Annotated in this window: 16 protein-coding genes; 7 read left to right on the top strand and 9 right to left on the bottom strand. The window is 60.8% G+C overall.

The annotated features are described in order from the left end of the window. The first annotated feature begins 140 nt into the window (after positions 1 to 140). Positions 141 to 707, top strand: coding sequence for a cob(I)yrinic acid a,c-diamide adenosyltransferase (locus tag IFJ82_RS05715; RefSeq protein ID WP_192265888.1), 567 nt, complete (start codon positions 141 to 143; stop codon positions 705 to 707). Here IFJ82_RS05715 and IFJ82_RS05710 read toward each other — a convergent pair whose 3' ends face one another. After that, positions 708 to 1322 (bottom strand): gluconokinase, encoded by a 615-nt coding sequence (locus IFJ82_RS05710; RefSeq protein WP_167613979.1) that lies wholly within the window; start codon positions 1320 to 1322, stop codon positions 708 to 710. 515 nt (positions 1323 to 1837) lie between these two features. On the opposite strand from IFJ82_RS05710, the gene IFJ82_RS05705 reads away from it, so the two are divergent. Further along, positions 1838 to 2515 carry a hypothetical protein gene (locus IFJ82_RS05705; RefSeq protein WP_003620877.1) on the top strand — a complete coding sequence of 226 codons (678 nt, stop codon included), beginning with the start codon at positions 1838 to 1840 and terminating at the stop codon, positions 2513 to 2515. Positions 2516 to 2714: 199 nt separating this feature from the next. Further along, on the top strand, positions 2715 to 3197 hold the full coding sequence (locus IFJ82_RS05700) for a hypothetical protein (RefSeq protein ID WP_003620881.1): 483 nt from the start codon (positions 2715 to 2717) through the stop codon (positions 3195 to 3197). Between the two features lie 163 nt (positions 3198 to 3360). Here the strand turns inward: IFJ82_RS05700 and IFJ82_RS05695 are convergent, their stop codons facing one another. The 3 genes from IFJ82_RS05695 to gluQRS form a co-directional block, all read right to left on the bottom strand. Continuing rightward, positions 3361 to 4593, bottom strand: coding sequence for a pyridoxal phosphate-dependent aminotransferase (locus IFJ82_RS05695; RefSeq protein ID WP_408901704.1), 1233 nt, complete (start codon positions 4591 to 4593; stop codon positions 3361 to 3363). A gap of 19 nt (positions 4594 to 4612) precedes the next feature. Continuing rightward, a complete protein-coding gene (locus IFJ82_RS05690; RefSeq protein ID WP_192265886.1) occupies positions 4613 to 5815 on the bottom strand; it encodes a pyridoxal phosphate-dependent aminotransferase in 1203 nt (400 codons plus the stop codon). Between the two features lie 147 nt (positions 5816 to 5962). Next, entirely contained in the window at positions 5963 to 6829 is an 867-nt protein-coding gene (gene gluQRS / locus IFJ82_RS05685) for a tRNA glutamyl-Q(34) synthetase GluQRS (protein WP_192265884.1), read from the bottom strand. Positions 6830 to 7052: 223 nt separating this feature from the next. Between gluQRS and IFJ82_RS05680 the strand changes: the two genes are divergently transcribed. Next, positions 7053 to 7613 (top strand): HNH endonuclease, encoded by a 561-nt coding sequence (locus tag IFJ82_RS05680; protein ID WP_040512445.1) that lies wholly within the window; start codon positions 7053 to 7055, stop codon positions 7611 to 7613. Positions 7614 to 7653: 40 nt separating this feature from the next. Here IFJ82_RS05680 and IFJ82_RS05675 read toward each other — a convergent pair whose 3' ends face one another. After that, positions 7654 to 7965, bottom strand: coding sequence for a hypothetical protein (locus tag IFJ82_RS05675; protein WP_040510932.1), 312 nt, complete (start codon positions 7963 to 7965; stop codon positions 7654 to 7656). Positions 7966 to 8327: 362 nt separating this feature from the next. Between IFJ82_RS05675 and hpnR the strand changes: the two genes are divergently transcribed. From hpnR to IFJ82_RS05660, 3 genes are all read left to right on the top strand, one after another. Then, complete coding sequence (gene hpnR, locus IFJ82_RS05670; RefSeq protein WP_062809102.1) at positions 8328 to 9872, top strand: hopanoid C-3 methylase HpnR; 1545 nt, start codon at positions 8328 to 8330, stop codon at positions 9870 to 9872. Between the two features lie 215 nt (positions 9873 to 10087). Next, positions 10088 to 12511, top strand: a complete 2424-nt coding sequence (locus IFJ82_RS05665; protein WP_192265882.1) for a heavy metal translocating P-type ATPase — start codon at positions 10088 to 10090, stop codon at positions 12509 to 12511. A 14-nt stretch (positions 12512 to 12525) separates the two neighbouring features. Continuing rightward, a complete protein-coding gene (locus IFJ82_RS05660) occupies positions 12526 to 12741 on the top strand; it encodes a heavy-metal-associated domain-containing protein (protein ID WP_003620898.1) in 216 nt (71 codons plus the stop codon). A gap of 81 nt (positions 12742 to 12822) precedes the next feature. Here the strand turns inward: IFJ82_RS05660 and IFJ82_RS05655 are convergent, their stop codons facing one another. The 4 genes from IFJ82_RS05655 to IFJ82_RS05640 all read right to left on the bottom strand — a co-directional run bounded on the left by IFJ82_RS05655 (position 12823) and on the right by IFJ82_RS05640 (position 17333). Beyond that, a complete protein-coding gene (locus tag IFJ82_RS05655; RefSeq protein ID WP_003620901.1) occupies positions 12823 to 13269 on the bottom strand; it encodes a SufE family protein in 447 nt (148 codons plus the stop codon). Positions 13270 to 13413: 144 nt separating this feature from the next. Beyond that, positions 13414 to 14730, bottom strand: coding sequence for an ATP-dependent protease ATPase subunit HslU (gene hslU, locus IFJ82_RS05650; RefSeq protein WP_003620903.1), 1317 nt, complete (start codon positions 14728 to 14730; stop codon positions 13414 to 13416). After that, positions 14730 to 15323, bottom strand: coding sequence for an ATP-dependent protease subunit HslV (gene hslV, locus IFJ82_RS05645; RefSeq protein ID WP_003620905.1), 594 nt, complete (start codon positions 15321 to 15323; stop codon positions 14730 to 14732). The genes hslU and hslV overlap by 1 nt, the downstream gene beginning before the upstream one ends. Before the next feature lie 48 nt (positions 15324 to 15371). After that, positions 15372 to 17333, bottom strand: a complete 1962-nt coding sequence (locus tag IFJ82_RS05640; RefSeq protein ID WP_075596107.1) for an ATP-binding response regulator — start codon at positions 17331 to 17333, stop codon at positions 15372 to 15374. Between the last annotated feature and the right edge of the window lie 2 nt (positions 17334 to 17335).

Genomic DNA, 17335 nt, shown 5'->3' with positions numbered 1-17335 from the left:
TCAGGCAACGCGGGGTCGTGCAGAGCGTGACCTTTTGCGGATATAAGCTACCACTTTAAAATTTTTATTATTTTCCATCCGCAGGTTACTTTCAATCGGCCCATTCGGCCCACGCATCACTTCACGCCAAGAGAGAATTCATGGTCATTCGGATCGACCGGGTCGTAACCCGCGGTGGCGACAAGGGACAGACATCGCTGGGCAACGGCGCGCGTGTTGAAAAGGACGACCTGCGTATTGAGGCTCTTGGCACGCTGGATGAAGCCAACGCCGTCATCGGCGTGCTGCGTTCGACCTGCCCGCCCCAGACGCACGACGCGGCATTCCTGCGCCGTATCCAGTCATTGCTGTTTGATATTGGTGGCATCGTCTGCCAACCGGACAAGGGAATAGATGCCTTTCCCGCCGGAGAGGCTGCAATGACGATGATCGAAGCCGAAATCGAACGCCTGCGCGCGCAACAGCCCGCCCTGAAGAGCTTTGTCCTGCCGGGCGGGACACAGGCGGCGGCGCAGGCCCACCTGGCGCGCACGGTCATCCGCCGCGCGGAACGCCGGATGATCAGCCTGCATCGCATGACCCCCCTTGCCCCGGGGATTCCCGCCTGCCTGAACCGGCTTTCGGATTATTTCTTTGTGCTTGGGCGGCATCTCAACGCCGATGGGCGCGATGACATCGCATGGATGCCCGGCAGCTTTTCGGCCTGATCAGGTCAGGTTGCGCTTGCTTTCCACCATGCCGTTGCCATGACCCACCGGTTTCCCAAGCGCACGCAATGCCGCGCATGCGGCCTCCAGCATGTCTTCGCACGTGGCGGCGGCATCAAGTTCCAGCACGACCTCATCATCAAGCGGTTCCTCAAGGGTCGCGAACTGACTGTCGAGCATGCTTGCCGGCATGAAATGACCGGTGCGTTCACGCAGGCGCGTCCCCACGCCATCACGGCTGCCCTTGAGATAGACAAAGCATACCTGCGCATGGCGTCCTGAAATGGTCGTGCGGTAATCGCGCTTCAGGGACGAACAGGTCACGACCCCCATCTGGCGCGCGTCAACCCATTGCGCGACCTGCTGTCCGATCTGTTCCAGCCAGGGTTGCCGGTCGGTATCCGTCAGGGGCGTGCCCGACGCCATCTTGGTAATATTGGCCTCGGGGTGCAGGTCATCCCCTTCCACAAGGGGGCAGTCCATACGTTCGGACAGCATCCGCGCAAAGGTGGACTTTCCACACCCTGACACCCCCATGACCACCAGCACATATGGTGCCCCCGCCTGTTTCAGGACGGACGACGGACGTGCCAGCGCCTTTTCCGTAAGGGACATGTTTTCCGACATCACTTTACCCATTCACTTCGCGGGCCAGCCGCCGGCCCCAACCAGGCCCTGCATGGGCATGCCCCACACGCGTGTCACATCAACCTGCAAACCGCAGGCACGAATGCGATGCTATCGCCTCATGACAGCATGGTTCAATAGAACATGAACAAAAAAGCCGCATTGCAAGAGTGTGTGATACACATATGACGTAATCATATCGAAACATATATTTCTATACTCATCCCCATATGGGAAGAGCATAATGACAGTCCTGAATATTGTTCAAATCGCCGCTGGGCGATCTTCCACCATAAAACAGCACCCACAGTGCATGCAAAACATGAAGACGTCGCAATATCGGGATGGATGCTTGCATTCCCTCCAGAATAAAGGCTACATAGTCACGAAGTCATTTTCAGGTGCGACATCTTGGAATATCCCCATTAGGAATAATTTCCTATTCTGGTGGCTGATATCCATCCTCCAGATCCTCGGCTTTGTATCTATCAAAGAGTCTTACCGTGTCATCATATAATGAATTCCTGTCCTTCCCCGGTGAAGAAGAACAGGACGCCTCCCCCCACCGCGACGAAGTCAATGAAATGGCCCTGCGTCAGGCGCTTGAACGCCTTGGCAAGGGACAGGACAGGGACAAACCTTCTTCCCAGTCACCTGCCCCCCGGCGCGCGCCCCAGCCCAAACGCCAGCAGCAGCGCCTGCCCGAAACCGGGGCGCGACGCCGCAAGTTCGTACAGGATGGCGACGTCCGGGTCGAACACCAGAATATTTCAACACGCCCGACGTCAACACGCACACTTCACATACAGTCCGACAGTAACGGTGAAGTAGAGCAGTTGCGCAACAAGCTTCAGATAGAGCAGAAGTTGCGTGAAACCGCCGAACGCCAGCGCCATGAGGCACAGGGAAACCTGCGTGGTCTGGAAACCCGTATCGGGCATGCGGAAATCATGCTTGGCGAAGCCAAGAACACGATCGCGCAGAAGAATGAGGAAATCCTCGGCCTCAAGACCGAGCTTTATGCCGCACAGGCGCAGATTGACCGGTTGAAGGAAGAAAACGCGGCAATACGCAAGGCCAGGATTACGGCACAGCCACGCCGTGCGACCGTTGCGGTTGAAAACGTCGCAACGGAAGAGGACGAAGACGAACCCGTGAAGTGGTGGATCCGCAAGAAATAAACCCATCATGACCCGGAACGCTCATGGGCGGGGGCGTTCATGACCCGGATCATCGCCGGGTCATCACCGGGTTATTCATGGCGCAGGACATTCATGATTCAGGGCGTCATTTCGCCGGCCCCGCAACCGGCCCCCACGATGGGGCCATATCCATGCGGCATGCCTGCGACGCGATATCCGGCACGGAAAGGCACGGCGGATGCATGATCATCCGATAACACCGGGACAACAGCGGCGCATCGGCCTGCTGATCGTGGCGTTAAGCACCAGTTCGTCTGTCGCCATCCTTCTGCTGATCCCGCTTGTCAGTGGGTTTGTCGGCCTGCTGCGCGATGTGCTGAGCGTCCTGATCCTGCCATTTTCCCTTATGTTCGGCATGAGCGGCACCTCGGTAGATCAATCCTCTGCCCTGAGCCAGATCATCGACAGCATGGGCCATGGCGCCGGACAACACCCATGGCGCACCGCGATTGGCGCGATAACCGGGGTCGGTGGGGCTTTTGCCTTTGTCATGGCGGAACGTGTTGGCGGGCGGCTTGCCTATATAACGGCCATGATCGCAACTGCGGTGGCCATGGGGCTGTGCGGCCTGCCGGGGGCAGCATTCCTCCTGCCGACCCTGCTGACAGAAGGAATTTTCGTGCTGTCCCCCCCTGCCACCGATGGACGGGCCTCGGGTTAAGGACAGTTCATACCCTGAATGTCATGTCCTGCATGCAGGACATGACAGTTTCCGGGCGTCACCTGTTCCGTCAACAAGGCGACGCCTTTGCGCAGATTTTGCAAAAAACCGATCAGGGGCTGTTATGGTTTCGAAACATCCCCCGGGTTCTTATCCTGCGATATCACCCTTGCAGGCCCGCCACGAACGTTGCGATACGACCACAGGCATCCACCAGAATTTCATCGGACGTGGCATAGGACAGGCGCAGGTACGGCCCCTTGCCAAATGCGCTGCCGTGAACAACGGCTACATGCTGTTCCTCCAGCAAGGCTATGGCGAAATCCTCGTCCGTTCCGATATAACGGCCACCTGCACTGGTGCGGCCAATGCACGCGGCAATCCCCGGATAGACATAAAACGCGCCAAGCGGCATCGCGCAGGTCAGTTCCGGGATCTGGCGCAGCGCATCCACCACCATGCGACGACGGCGGTCATATGTCTGGCGCATCGTTTCCACCACACCCGACGGCCCGTCGAGTGCCGCGACCGACGCGGCCTGACTGATGGAGCAGATGCCCGATGTCGAACTGCTCTGGATACCGCTCATCGCGCGGATCAACGGGGCGGGACCACCCACATATCCCACGCGCCAACCGGTCATGGCATAGGCTTTTGATACGCCATTAAGCGTCAGGACACGTCCTTTCAGGTCCGGCGCCACCTGCGCAATCGAAACATGGGCATGCCCGTCATAGACAAGATGTTCATAAATCTCGTCCGACAGGACATGCACGCGCGGGTAACGGCGCAGGACTTCGGCAACCGCCTCCAGGTCCGCGCACGTGGTGGTCGCACCTGTGGGATTGTTGGGGAAATTCAGGACCAGCCATTTGGTCCGTGGGGTAATCGCCGCCTCCAGCGTCGCCGCATCCAGACGGAAACCATTTTCCTCTGGACAGTCCACAAAGACCGGCACCCCGCCAAACAGGCTGATCATCAGCGGATAGCTGACCCAGTACGGACGCGGGACGATCACCTCGTCCCCCGGATTGATTGTGGCCATGAAGGCGTTGAAAATGACCTGCTTGCCCCCGTTGGAAACCATGACCTCCGACGGTTCATAGGTCAGGCCGTTTTCCCGCGCGAACTTGCGGATGATCGCAGCCTTCAGCGCGGGCGTTCCCTCCACGGGGGGGTATTTCGTCTGCCCGTCGAGGGCCGCGCGATGGGCGGCCTCGATCACACCTGCGGGCGTGGGAAAGTCGGGCTCCCCAAGGGCGAGGGAGAGTACCTCCTCCCCCCGGGCCTTCAACGCGCGCGCGCGCTGCGCCATCGCGATGGTCGCCGGGGTTTCCAGACGATCCATGCACCCGGCCAGAAATCCGTCGGTGGCGGTTGCAGTACTGCTTGTCATGACGTTTTCCGATCCCGTCTCAGCGCAGGCCACCGCAGAAGCGCTGTATGCGCGTACATGCTTCTGTCAGGCTCTGGGTGTCGGTGGCATAGGAAATGCGGAAATGCCCCGCGAACATGAACGCACTACCATGGACGGCGGCGACCCCTTCTTCATCAAGCAGGGCGGTCACGAAATCCTTGTCGCTGTCGATCCGCGCGCCGCCTGCACTGGTCCTGCCAAGGCAGCCACGCAGCGACGGGAAGACATAGAATGCCCCTTCCGGCGTTGCGCATTGCAGGCCGGATGCCTGGTTAAGCATGCTGACCACAAGGTCGCGCCGCTTCTGATAGGTGGCAACCATTTCCGCGATGAATCCCTGCGGGCCACTGACGGCCTCCAGCGCCGCCGCCTGACTGATGGAGGACGGGCCAGAGGTGGACTGCCCCTGCAGCTTGTTCATCGCGCGGATCAGTTCGACCGGCGCGCCAGCAAAACCGATCCGCCAGCCGGTCATGGCATAGGCTTTTGACACACCATTCATGGTGACGGTGCGCGCCCGCAGGCGGGGTTCGACCTGCACGATGGTGGCCGGTGTGAACCCGTCATACACCAGCTTGTCATAAATATCGTCGGTCAGGATCCAGATATCGGGATGGCGCAACAGCACATCACACAGCCCGCGCAGTTCCTGTGCGTCATAGGCAGCGCCCGTCGGGTTGTTCGGTGAATTGAGCAGCAGCCATTTCGTGCGTGGCGTAATCGCGGCCTCCAGGTCGGCAGGACGCAGCTTGAACCCATGTTCGGCCATGCATGGCACGACCACCGGCGTCCCTTCGGCAAGGGCCACGATATCGGGATACGAAACCCAGCACGGGGCGGGTATGATGGCCTCATCCCCCGGATTGATGGTGGCCACCATCGCGTTATAGATGACCTGCTTGCCCCCGTTGGAGACGATGATTTCATCGGACGTGTAATCCAGCCCCGAATCAAGGCAGAACCGTTCGGCAACAGCCCTGCGCAATGCAGGGGTTCCGGCAACGTCGGTATATTTTGTCTGCCCATCGTCGATGGCGCGGATGGCTGCCTGCTTGATATTGGCGGGCGTGTCGAAATCGGGCTCGCCCGCCGAAAGGCTGATGATATCCTTGCCCGCGGCTTTCAGTTCACGTGCCTTGGTGGAAATGGCGATCGTCTGGCTGGGGCTGATCCTGTCAAGACGCGCGGCGATAAGATCCATGAGACCGAGATCCATTATGACATGAAGTTACCGTTCCTTGCTGGAACGTCGGTTGCAAACCCTAGTGCGAAGCCGCCATCGTGAAAACAGCACAAATGCACCACGCCCATGTTTCGCGCCCCTTGCCCGCATAAAGGCGGCATCCGTTCAGCCCATGACAGGACCGTGATAGCCCGCGGCGGCCAGCACGGCACGCGCACTCATCCCTGCGGCACGCATCGCGGCGATGGTCATGGCCCGGTCACGCTTGGCCAGCCTGCGTCCCGTTTCATCACACAACAGCGCATGATGGGCATATTCAGGTTCCGCCCAGCCCATCAGATGTTGCAGCAGGCGATGCAACGATGTGGCCGGGCGCAGGTCCTCCCCACGCGTCACCAGCGTAATGCCCTGCAACGCGTCGTCATGCGTCACACACAGGTGATAGGACGCCATCACGTCCTTGCGCGCCAGAACCACGTCACCGAACAGTTCAGGATGACAGCGCTGCCGCCCCTGCCCGCGTTCATGCCATGTCAGATCGGATGCACCGGGCACCGACAGCGCACGCCCCATGTCCAGGCGCATTGCATGTGGCGCCCCCGCCGCCAGCAACGCCGCCCGCCGCGCCGCTGACAGATGGCGGCAGGTTCCGGGATATACCACGCTGCCATCGGGCGCATGATGCGGGGCATGCGCGGAGGCGGCGATTTCATCGGCAATATCGCGCCGGGTGCAAAAACATGGATAAACCAGCCCCCGCGCGCCAAGACCAGCCAGCGCCGCCGCATAATCCGCAAGGTGACGCGACTGCCATCGCACCGGTTCGGACCAGTCCAGCCCAAGCCAGCGCAGGTCGTGCATCAGGTCGTGGGCGAACACATCACGGCAGCGGCCGGGATCTATATCCTCGATCCGCAGCATGAAACGGCCACCCGACTCGCTTGCCGACTGCCATCCCGACAGGGCGGATGCGACATGCCCCAGATGCAGCCCCCCGGTGGGGCTGGGGGCGAAACGGGTTATGTCAGGCATTTTCCACACGATAACAGTCAAGTAGCATCGACATTTTCCATATAACCCGCAGATACCGGAACAGGGTTCGCGAATATTCGCACGCACCCTCCCTTGCCACATGGAAAGAGGTCTGCAATAGATTCAGGGCAGTTACTTCATGACGGCGCACATGATCGGCGTTCGGTTCAAAGTAAAGGACGCCTGAAGACTTGTGTGGCGGCATCACATCAAGGATGCGCCCGTGCTTTCTGACAGTCAACATTTCCCGGCCCTCGTCCTGAATGCCGATTTCCGGCCCCTGTCCTACTTCCCGCTTTCCCTATGGTCATGGCAGGACGCGATCAAGGCGGTATGGCTCGACCGTGTTTCCGTCCTGAGCGAATATGACGAAGTCGTACATTCCCCATCACAGGAAGTCCGCCTGCCCAGCGTCATCGCGCTGAAGGATTATATCCAGACCGCCCGACGCCCGGCGTTTACACGGTTCAATGTATTCCTGCGCGACAATTTTTCATGCCAGTACTGTGACACGCGCCTGCCGACACACGAACTGACGTTCGATCATGTCATCCCCCGTTCAAAGGGGGGACGCACCACATGGGAAAACGTCGTAACCGCATGCAGCCCGTGCAACCTGCTGAAGGGATCATACATGCCGCATGAACTGCGGATGTATCCCTCCCGCACGCCACAGCAGCCCAGTAGCTGGCTGCTTCAGGATAACGGACGCTCCTTCCCGCCCAATTACCTGCACGAAAGCTGGCGGGACTATCTTTACTGGGACAGCGAACTGGAAAACTGACGCAGCCCGCCCGCAGAACCCATTCCCGTTGCGGCGTGGGTCAGCGGGTATAGCTGTATCCATATTCGTCCGCCTGTTTTTGCAGGTCAGGGGCGTTATGCAGGTTCAGCGGGATGGGCTGCGGGTTTTTCGAACCGATCGCAAAATTATGATCGGTCATGCGCTGGCATGTATTGGCGGCAAGGGGGAAGCTCAGATGCATCTGCGTCCCCAGTTCCTTACGCAGGCAGCGGACGTCACTTTCATACGGCATACGCCCGATTTCGGCGGAACATCCACCCAGCGCCATCGCACCGCCGCATGCCAGCAGCATCAATGGACCCGTCACTTTTCGCAGTGTCTTGCGCTTCATCTCGCCCCCGGAGGTTAACGCCAGAGTGTGACATGAAAGTGCTTGTGGCGATAGGCCCGCGCAGGCACGCCCCCAGCCCAGCCCTTCGTTTTTCGCATAGGTTCACGTCCCGCCCGCCCGACCGCCATTCCAGGGCCCGGACGACTGCCGGTATATCTTCAGTGCATAGGTGATATAACTGCGAATTGGGTGACATTATGGTCTTATATTGTCACCCTTCGTATCTTATCCGGTTTTTTTATAACTGGATGCGATTTATAAAAACGTCAAATACCACCGTGGGAAGTCTGTAAATTTCCCTCTGGATTGCGTATGTGGACGTCCGCACCAGCCCTGCCCCCACCCATGCCCGAGGTGAAATAATGAGATTACTGGCCGTTCATCCAAGTTCGCTGATGTACACAAAGGTATTTTTGCGACTGGAACCTCTGGGCCTGGAACTTGTCGCGGGTGCCGCGCGTGATAAGGGGCATGATGTCGATATCATCGACCTGCAGGTGGAAAATCACAACGATTACTGGGAACGTATCGAGAAATTCCGCCCGCATGCGATCTGTTTTTCGGGCAATTACCTTGCGAATGTTCCCGAAATCATCGATTTGTGCAAGGAAACGCGTAAACGCCTGCCCAATGTTTTCCTGTTCATAGGCGGCCATTCGATTTCCTTCATCGCACGCGATGTGCTTGCGCTTTCCGACGGGGCGATCAACTGCGTCCTGAAGGGCGAAGGCGACGCCACAGTGGGCCTCCTGCTCGAAGCCTGGGAAAAGGGCGAAGACCTGCTTGGCGTTCCGGGCGTCGTGACGATGGAGGGCGACGGCCCGCCCCCCATCTTTGTCGAAAACCTTGATGGTGTGCGCCCCGCACGTGACCTGCTGCGCCACCGCCGCAAGTATTTCATCGGGACGCTTGACCCTGCCGCCTCCATCGAATTCGCACGGGGTTGCCCGTGGGATTGTACGTTCTGCAGCGCATGGACATTCTATGGCCGCTCCTACCGCACCGCCAGTGCGGAAGTGATCGGGCAGGAACTTCAGGAGATCAAGGAGCCCGGCATCTTCATCGTTGATGACGTGGCCTTTGTGCATGCCGAACATGGCATGGCGATCGCAGCCGAAGTCCGCCGCCGGGGCATCAAGAAGGAATACTACCTTGAAACGCGCGCCGATGTGCTGTTGCGGAACAAGGAAGTTTTCCGCGAATGGAAGGATATCGGCCTCAGCTATATCTTCATCGGCCTTGAAGCCGTTGATGCCGAGGGGCTGAAGCGTTTCCGCAAGCGTGTGTCGATGGACCGCAATTTCGAAGCGCTGGATTACGCCCGCTCGCTCGACCTGATCGTCGCCATCAACCTGATTGCCGACCCGTCATGGGACCGGGAACGTTTCGAGGTCATCCGCCAGTGGTGCCTGGAAATCCCCGACATCGTCAACCTGTCGGTCACGACCCCCTATCCCGGCACCGAGATCTGGGAAAGCGAATCGCGCAAGCTGACGACACGCGACTATCGCCTGTTCGATATCCAGCACGCGGTCATGCCGACCACCCTGCCCCTGCGCGAGTTTTATGAGGAACTGGTGAAGACGCAACAGGTGCTGAACAACAAGCATCTGGGCTGGGCCGCGATCAAGGACACGCTGGGCATTGCGCTGCGCCTTGCCCTGCGTGGGCAGACCAACTTCCTGACCATGATCTGGAAGTTCAACTCGGTCTTCAACCCGTCCCTTCAGATGGCGGACCATGCGCGCAAGCCGGTTTATGAAATGCCGGTCAAGCCCGAGGGGACCAACCAGAAGATCGACCGCAAGACGCTGTATGTACACGGCCCCGCCGGGCGCAAATCGCGCAAGATCGATGATGATACCGAAAAGTTCGTCGATGAAACCCGCATGAGCACGGTGGACTGACGCATATTCGTGTGCCCTTGCCCTGCGACATGATCCGGGTTGTGACGCGGGGACTGGTCATGAACGCGGGCGACCTAACACGGGCTACCTAACATTGGCGTCCACCTAACACTGGCGCGGGCGGGGTTGCATTGGGCCCCGCCCGCCCTAACATCAGGGTCACGCGCCAATCGACAGCCAGTTTCCATCAGGCGTGACAGTTCAGGAATGAAGTCATGGCCACGGCAACGCAGACGGCTGTTACCTTCCCCATAACAGGCATGAGCTGCGCCGCCTGCGCCAGCCGGATCGAAAAAGTCATCCGGCGCGTACCCGGCACAACGCCAAGCGTGAATTTCGCAACCGCGCAGGCCACGGTCGGCCTTGCACAGCCCCCCACCACAGCCGCCCTTGCCCCCGTGTTCGAGGCCGTGCGCAAGGCGGGATTTGAAATCCCCACCCAGGCCCTGTCGCTTCAACTGACGGGGATGAGCTGCGCGGCATGCGCCAGCCGGATTGAAAAACTGCTCAACCGCCTGCCCGGCGTCAGCGCACATGTCAATTTCGCCACGGAACAGGCGGATATCACCTATGTTCCCGGCCTTGCGGACCTGCCTGCCATAATCGCGCAGGTGCGCAAGGGCGGGTTCGACGCCGCACCGGTGCAGGCGCCAACGGCCATATCCGATAACGATACCGCCGCACGCGAACACGCCCATGCCACGGCCCTGCGGTCGCAATGGGCGATGTTTGCGCTGTCGGCCATACTGAGCCTGCCGCTGCTGCTGGGGATGGTGGACATGGTCTCCGGGCGGATGGATTTCATGCTGCCCCTGTGGCTGCAATGCCTGCTGGCGACCATGGTGCAGTTCGGGTGTGGCTGGCCGTTCTATCAGAAGGCATGGAAGGCCGTCCGGGGGGGCGGGGCAAACATGGATGTGCTGGTCGTGCTGGGCACCACGGTTGCGTGGCTGTCGAGTACGGTCATCTGGCTGTTCTCCCTTTCCGGGCATGTCTATTTTGAATCGGGCGCGGTGGTCATCACGCTCGTGCTGCTTGGCCGCCTGCTGGAGGCACGGGCGCGGGACCAGACGCGCGCGGGCATCGCCGGCCTGCTGCGCCTGCAACCCAAGGTCGCGCATGTCGAACGCGACGGGCAGGTCAGCGACATATCCGTCGCCGCCCTGCGCGTTGGCGATATCGTTGTCGTGCGCCCGGGCGAGAACATTCCCGTCGATGGGATCGTCATTGCCGGACAATCCGACGTGGACCAGTCGGCCATGACGGGCGAAAGCGTGCCTGTGGCGCGCACGGTCAATGACCATGTAATTGGCGCCACCCTCAACCAGAACGGCGTACTGCGCGTGCGTACCGAACATGTGGGGGCCGACAGCACACTGTCGCAGATCGTGCGCATGGTCCAGCGCGCGCAGGCGTCCCACGATCCGGTTCAGCAGCTTGTGGACCGGATCTCCGCCATTTTCGTGCCCGGCGTGCTGGGCATCGCGTTGCTGACATTCATCGTGGGATGGATGGTTCATGGGCATGCGGCGACAGCATTGACGGGAACGATTGCCGTACTGGTGGTGGCGTGCCCATGCTCGCTCGGGCTTGCGGTGCCGACGGCCATCATGGTCGCCACCGGTCGTGGCGCGCGCGCGGGGCTGCTGTTTCGTGACGCCGACACGCTGGAACATGCCCATACGATCGACCTTCTGGTGTTGGACAAGACCGGAACCCTGACGAAGGGACAGCCGGAAGTGCGCGAAGTCTCGCCATTGCCGGGGCATGACGCGCGACGTCTGCTGGCCATGGCGTGCGCGCTGGAACAGGACTCGGAACATCCCCTTGCCCGCGCCATCGTCGCCCATAGCCGCCAGCAAGGTATTGCCCCCATTGCGATCCATGATGTCACCGCCCTGCCCGGTCGCGGGATAGAGGGACGGACGGCACAGGGCGAACGGCTGCGCCTCGGCGCGCCACATTTCGTGGGGACAGGCACCGATACGGACATGCCAGACACCGTCACGCGCCTGGAACAGCAGGGACACACGGTCATTGGCGTGGCGGATTCGGGGGGAATCGTGGGCTATATCGCACTGAGCGACAGCCTCCGCACCGAAGCCCCGGCCTGTATCGAGGCCCTGCGCCGCGACGGGATCGCCACCCTGATGCTGACGGGCGATAACCAGCAGGCAGCCGCCGCAATCGCCCGGACACTGGGCATGGACCGCTTCATCGCGGGCGTACTGCCACAGGACAAGGCGGCAGAGATTGAAAAACTGCGTGGGCAGGGCCATGTGGTGGGTATGGTGGGCGACGGGATCAACGACGCACCAGCACTGGCCATGGCCGATATCGGTTTCGCCATGGGCCACGGATCGGACATCGCGGTGCAATCCGCGGGTGTGATCCTGATGCGTGACAATCTTGGCGGGATACTTGACGCGATTTCCCTGTCACGCGCCACATTGCGCAAGGTGCGGCAAAACCTGTTCTTTGCCTTCATCTATAATATAATAGGCATCCCGCTGGCGGCCATGGGCATGCTGGACCCCGCCATCGCCGGGGCCGCCATGGCCATGAGTTCCGTATCGGTCGTCACCAGTTCGCTGTTGCTGAACCGATGGCGCGCCACGACATTGCCCACGACGACGTAAGGAAAGAGTTCCAGATGGAAAAATTCACCCTCAAGATATCAGACATGACCTGTGACGGCTGCGCGGCCAAGGTGCGCCGCTCCCTCGAACAGGTCGAAGGTGTCCGTGACGTGGAAGTCTCCCTTGAAAAGGGCGAAGCCTATGTGCTGTGTGACGATACGTTCGTCAATCCCGACACGCTTGCCAATGCAGTGGACGCGGCGGGCTTTGACGTCGTGCAGGAATACTAAGGACACGCATTGCGTGCCTGTGACGGGGTAATGACCGCATTGCCCCGCCCCCCCCAAACGGGGTGTGGACGTAAGCGACGTTCAGGCCACGTCCTGCGTGGCCGCGGCCTTGCGGATGGCGCGGGCCATCGCCTCCACCCCGTTACCACGGTTGGTGGACAAAGCCTGCACCAGACCGAGTTCACGCAGGAACCCCGGATCGGTCTGCAGGATTTCGGCCCTGCTGCGCCCGGAATAAACCCGTAACAGCAACGCCACCAGCCCCGACACGATGGCGGCGTCCGATGCCCCGGCCAGGAACAGGGCATCGCCCATGTCCTTCGCCTCCAGCCAGACCTGGCTCTGGCATCCGGGAACGCGGTGCGCGTCATTTGCCCATTCCTTGGGAAAGGGCGGCAGCTTGCGGCCAAGTTCTATGATGTACTGGTACCGATCCATCCAGTCATCGAACAGCGCCAGTTCATCGGCAATCGCCGCAATCGCATCTGCCGCCGTATCGTCTTCGGGCTTTACGAATGGATCCGTCATATTCTTCCTCTTGCTCGCCACAGGCATGCCTGCAAATCATAAAGAAGTTTTTGGTGAAGCTTTTTCCAACAGGCTTCAGGGAAAACGCCGCCCTTTCTTCGAAAAAGGCGGCGTCCAAAAACATTCTGCCAGTCTCGTGGGGATTTACAGGATAAAGCGGCTCAGGTCGCCCTTGCGCGCCAGCGGGGCCACCTTTTCCTGGACATCGGCGGCAGTAATTTCCACGCTCTGTCCCGCCCGGTCGGTGGCGGTGAAGGAGACTTCTTCCAGCAACCGCTCGATCACGGTCGCAAGCCTGCGCGCACCGATATTTTCCACCCGTTCGTTGATATCTGCCGCCAGTTCAGCCAGCGCATCCACCGCATCGTCGGTAAAGCGCAACGTCACCTTTTCCGTGCCCAGCAGCGCGATATACTGCGTCAGCAGCGAATGTTCGGGTTCCGTCAGGATACGGCGCAGGTCCTGACGCGTCAGCGAGGACAGCTCCACACGGATCGGCAGGCGCCCCTGCAATTCGGGCAGCAGGTCCGAAGGCTTGGCGATATGGAACGCGCCCGATGCAATGAACAGGATATGGTCCGTGCGCACGGGGCCATATTTGGTCGAAACCGTCGTCCCCTCGATCAGGGGCAGCAGATCACGCTGCACCCCTTCACGCGAGACATCGCCGCCACGCGCGCCGCCTTCGGCCCCACGGGCGCAAACCTTGTCGATTTCATCAAGGAAGACGATACCGTGATCCTGCGCATGGGCCACGGCCTCACGCGTCAGGGTTTCGGTATCGAGCATCTTGTCCGCTTCCTCACGCGTCAGGGCGGCGCGGGCCTCTGCCACCGTCATGCGACGGCGCTGGGGCACGCGGTTCATGAAACCCTTCATCATGTCGGAGAAGTTGATGACCGTACCCGGCGTCATGTTCGGCATGTCCGCCTGTCCCGACGGGGATGGTCCCTCCGTCACGGAAATCTCGACTTCCTTGGTTTCCAGATCACCATTGCGCAGCATGCGGCGGAATTTATTGCGGGTATCCGCCGACGCGCCTTCGCCCACCAGCGCATCAAGCAGACTGTTTTCCGCCGCCATTTCTGCCTTGGCCTGCACGTCGCGACGCCGCAGGTCACGCAGCATGTTGATCGAGACCTCCACAAGGTCGCGCACAATACTTTCCACGTCCCGCCCGACATAACCGACTTCGGTGAACTTCGTGGCTTCGACCTTCAGGAACGGCGCCTGCGCCAGACGTGCGAGGCGACGCGCGATCTCGGTCTTGCCACACCCGGTCGGGCCGATCATCAGGATATTCTTGGGCACGACCTCATCACGCAGGCCCTCGGGCAATTGCGCGCGGCGCCAGCGATTGCGCAGCGCAATGGCCACCGCACGCTTGGCGTCGGTCTGGCCAATGATGAAACGGTCGAGTTCCGAGACGATTTCCCGCGGGGAATGGTTGGGGATTTCCATCATGCCTGTCCCTTGTCCACATCACCGCCCAGCGTTTCAACCGTGACGGAATAATTCGTATAGACGCAGATATCACCCGCGATCTTCATGGACCGTTCCGCGATTTCACGCGCGCCCAACCCGTCGATACCCAGCAGCGCACGCGCCGCCGACAGGGCGTAATTCCCGCCGGACCCGATGGCGATGATGCCATCTTCAGGTTCCAGCACATCGCCATTACCGGTCAGGGTATAGGAATGATCCGCATCGGCGACGGCCATCATCGCCTCCAGCCGCCGCAGGTAACGGTCGGTGCGCCAGTCCTTCGCCAGTTCGACGCAGGCGCGTTCAAGCTGGTTGGGATACCTCTCCAACTTGGCTTCAAGCCGTTCGAGCAGGGTAAAGGCATCGGCGGTTGCCCCGGCAAAGCCGGCAAGGATGCTGCCCGATGGGCCGATGCGGCGTACCTTGCGCGCATTGCCCTTTATGACGGTCGCACCCAGCGTCACCTGGCCATCGCCAGCCATCGCCACCTGGTTATCACGCCGCACGCACAGGATGGTTGTGCCGTGCCAGCCAATCGGATCGTGGGGATTTACATGATGATCTTGCATATCATGAAGAAATAGGAGATTTGCCCCGCAGCACAAGGGGGATGGACGTCATCCATGCCCTGCCTGCGCACCGGCATCCCCCCTGCCACGCATGATTCGCCCGATCTGTTCCGCCAGTCCCGCGCGGGTAAAGGGCTTGTGCATGACATTCCCCCCCTTTGGCAGGGTGCCAAGATTGGCATACCCCGTCAGATACAGCACCTTCAGCCCCGGCTGGATCGCCTGCAGGCGGTGTGCCGTTTCCTGCCCCCCCATTTCGGGCATCATCACATCCATGATTACAAGGTCCAGCGGGCCCAATCCCGCCTCCAGGGCGGCGACGGCTGCCTTCCCCCCGGCATAATCATGGACCTCGTGCCCACGGGCGCGCAGGAACCCGGCCGTGACCGCGCGCACACCGGGTTCATCATCCACCACCATGATACGCAGCGGTCGGTCGGGCATGATGGAAGATACGGCCTCGTCCACCTTCCCCTCGCGCACGGTTCCATCCTGCACCGGCAGGCACAGGTCCACGCGCGTTCCCACACCGGGGGTACTGTGGACCTGGACCTCGCCCCCCACATGGCGGACAAAGCCATAGATCATGGACAGGCCAAGCCCCGTGCCACGCCCCACATCCTTGGTGGTAAAGAACGGTTCGAACACGCGCGCCAACGTTTCTTCCGACATGCCCATGCCCTGGTCCTGCACCGACACCATGACATAACTGCCGGGCACGAGGTTCGTGCCCGCCACGACCTCACGCACACGCTTGAGCGCGGTGGAAACACGGATCACACCCCCATCGGGCATGGCGTCCACCGCGTTGATGCACAGGTTGAGCACCGCAAGTTCAAGCTGCCCCGCATCGGTGCATACGGGCGGCAGGCCCCCATCGGATGCGGCGGTATCGACGATGATGGAACACGGCATCGGCAGGGCCTTGTCCTGCCGCGACACCACCGTCTGCGCCAGCAGATCCTTCATGCCATGCAGCAGGGCGTTCACGTCGATCGGCTCCAGGCTGAGATCGCGTGGGCGGCTGAAATTCAGCAGCCTGCGCGTCAGCGACGCCCCGCGCCGCGCCGCCGCCGTGGCATTGTCAAGCAGGCGCAGCACCGCGCCCTCCTCAGGGGGCAGCATTTCATGGGCCAGTTCCAGTGATCCCAGCACCGCCGTCAAAAGATTGTTGAAATCATGCGCGATCCCGCCGGCCATGGTGCCAAGGGCCTGCATCTTCTCCGCCTGGCGCAGGCGACCTTCCATTTCCTGCTGCCGGGTGATGTCGCGGTTGATGACCACGGAATAGACATCGGGGCTTTCCCCGTCATTTAGGACGACACGCGTGAACTCGCGCCAGCGACCATGGGTGCGCCCCACCTGCGGCGGAAGTTCGATCGCGGCCTCGTCGCGGCCTTCGTCGCGCATCCGCTCTTCCGCCGCGCGCAGGGCGGGCAGCAGCACGGGATCGCACAGATCCTCTTCACGCTGACCAAGGCAGGTGGCGATGTCACGGTCATAGAAATCGGCCGCCTGATGATTGATGCGCACGAAGCGTCCTTCGGCATCCTTAAAGCCAAGGCCCGCACGCATATTATTAAGCAACCCGTGCAGCAGTTGCCGTTCGGTGCGCAGTTCGCGTTCCAGCCGGTGGTAATCCGCAGCCTGCACGATCATCGCCCGCAGGGCGTCAGGGTCCCATGGCTTGTGCGAATAAAAGGAAATCCGCCCCTGGTTCAACGCCGCAGCCACCGCGCCAATATCGGCATATCCCGTCAGCAGGATCGCCTGCGCGTCGCAGATTTCGCGCGCGCGCGCCAACATGACATCGCCGCCCATCTCTGGCATGCGCTGGTCCGACACGATCACATCGACATCATTGCGCCGCGCCAGTATCTCCAGCGCCTCCACAGGGGAGGTGGTGGCGACGACGCTAAAGGAATCTTCGAGCAGGTCCGTCAGGGCGACAAGGATTTCGGGTTCGTCATCCACCACCACGATGACGGGACGCGGGGCCTGTTCTGTCATAT

This window comes from Novacetimonas hansenii (assembly GCF_014843995.1).
Lineage (GTDB): Bacteria > Pseudomonadota > Alphaproteobacteria > Acetobacterales > Acetobacteraceae > Novacetimonas > Novacetimonas hansenii.
The sequence above is the reverse complement of the archived record's forward strand: the minus strand, read 5'-3'. Positions and strand labels throughout refer to the sequence as shown.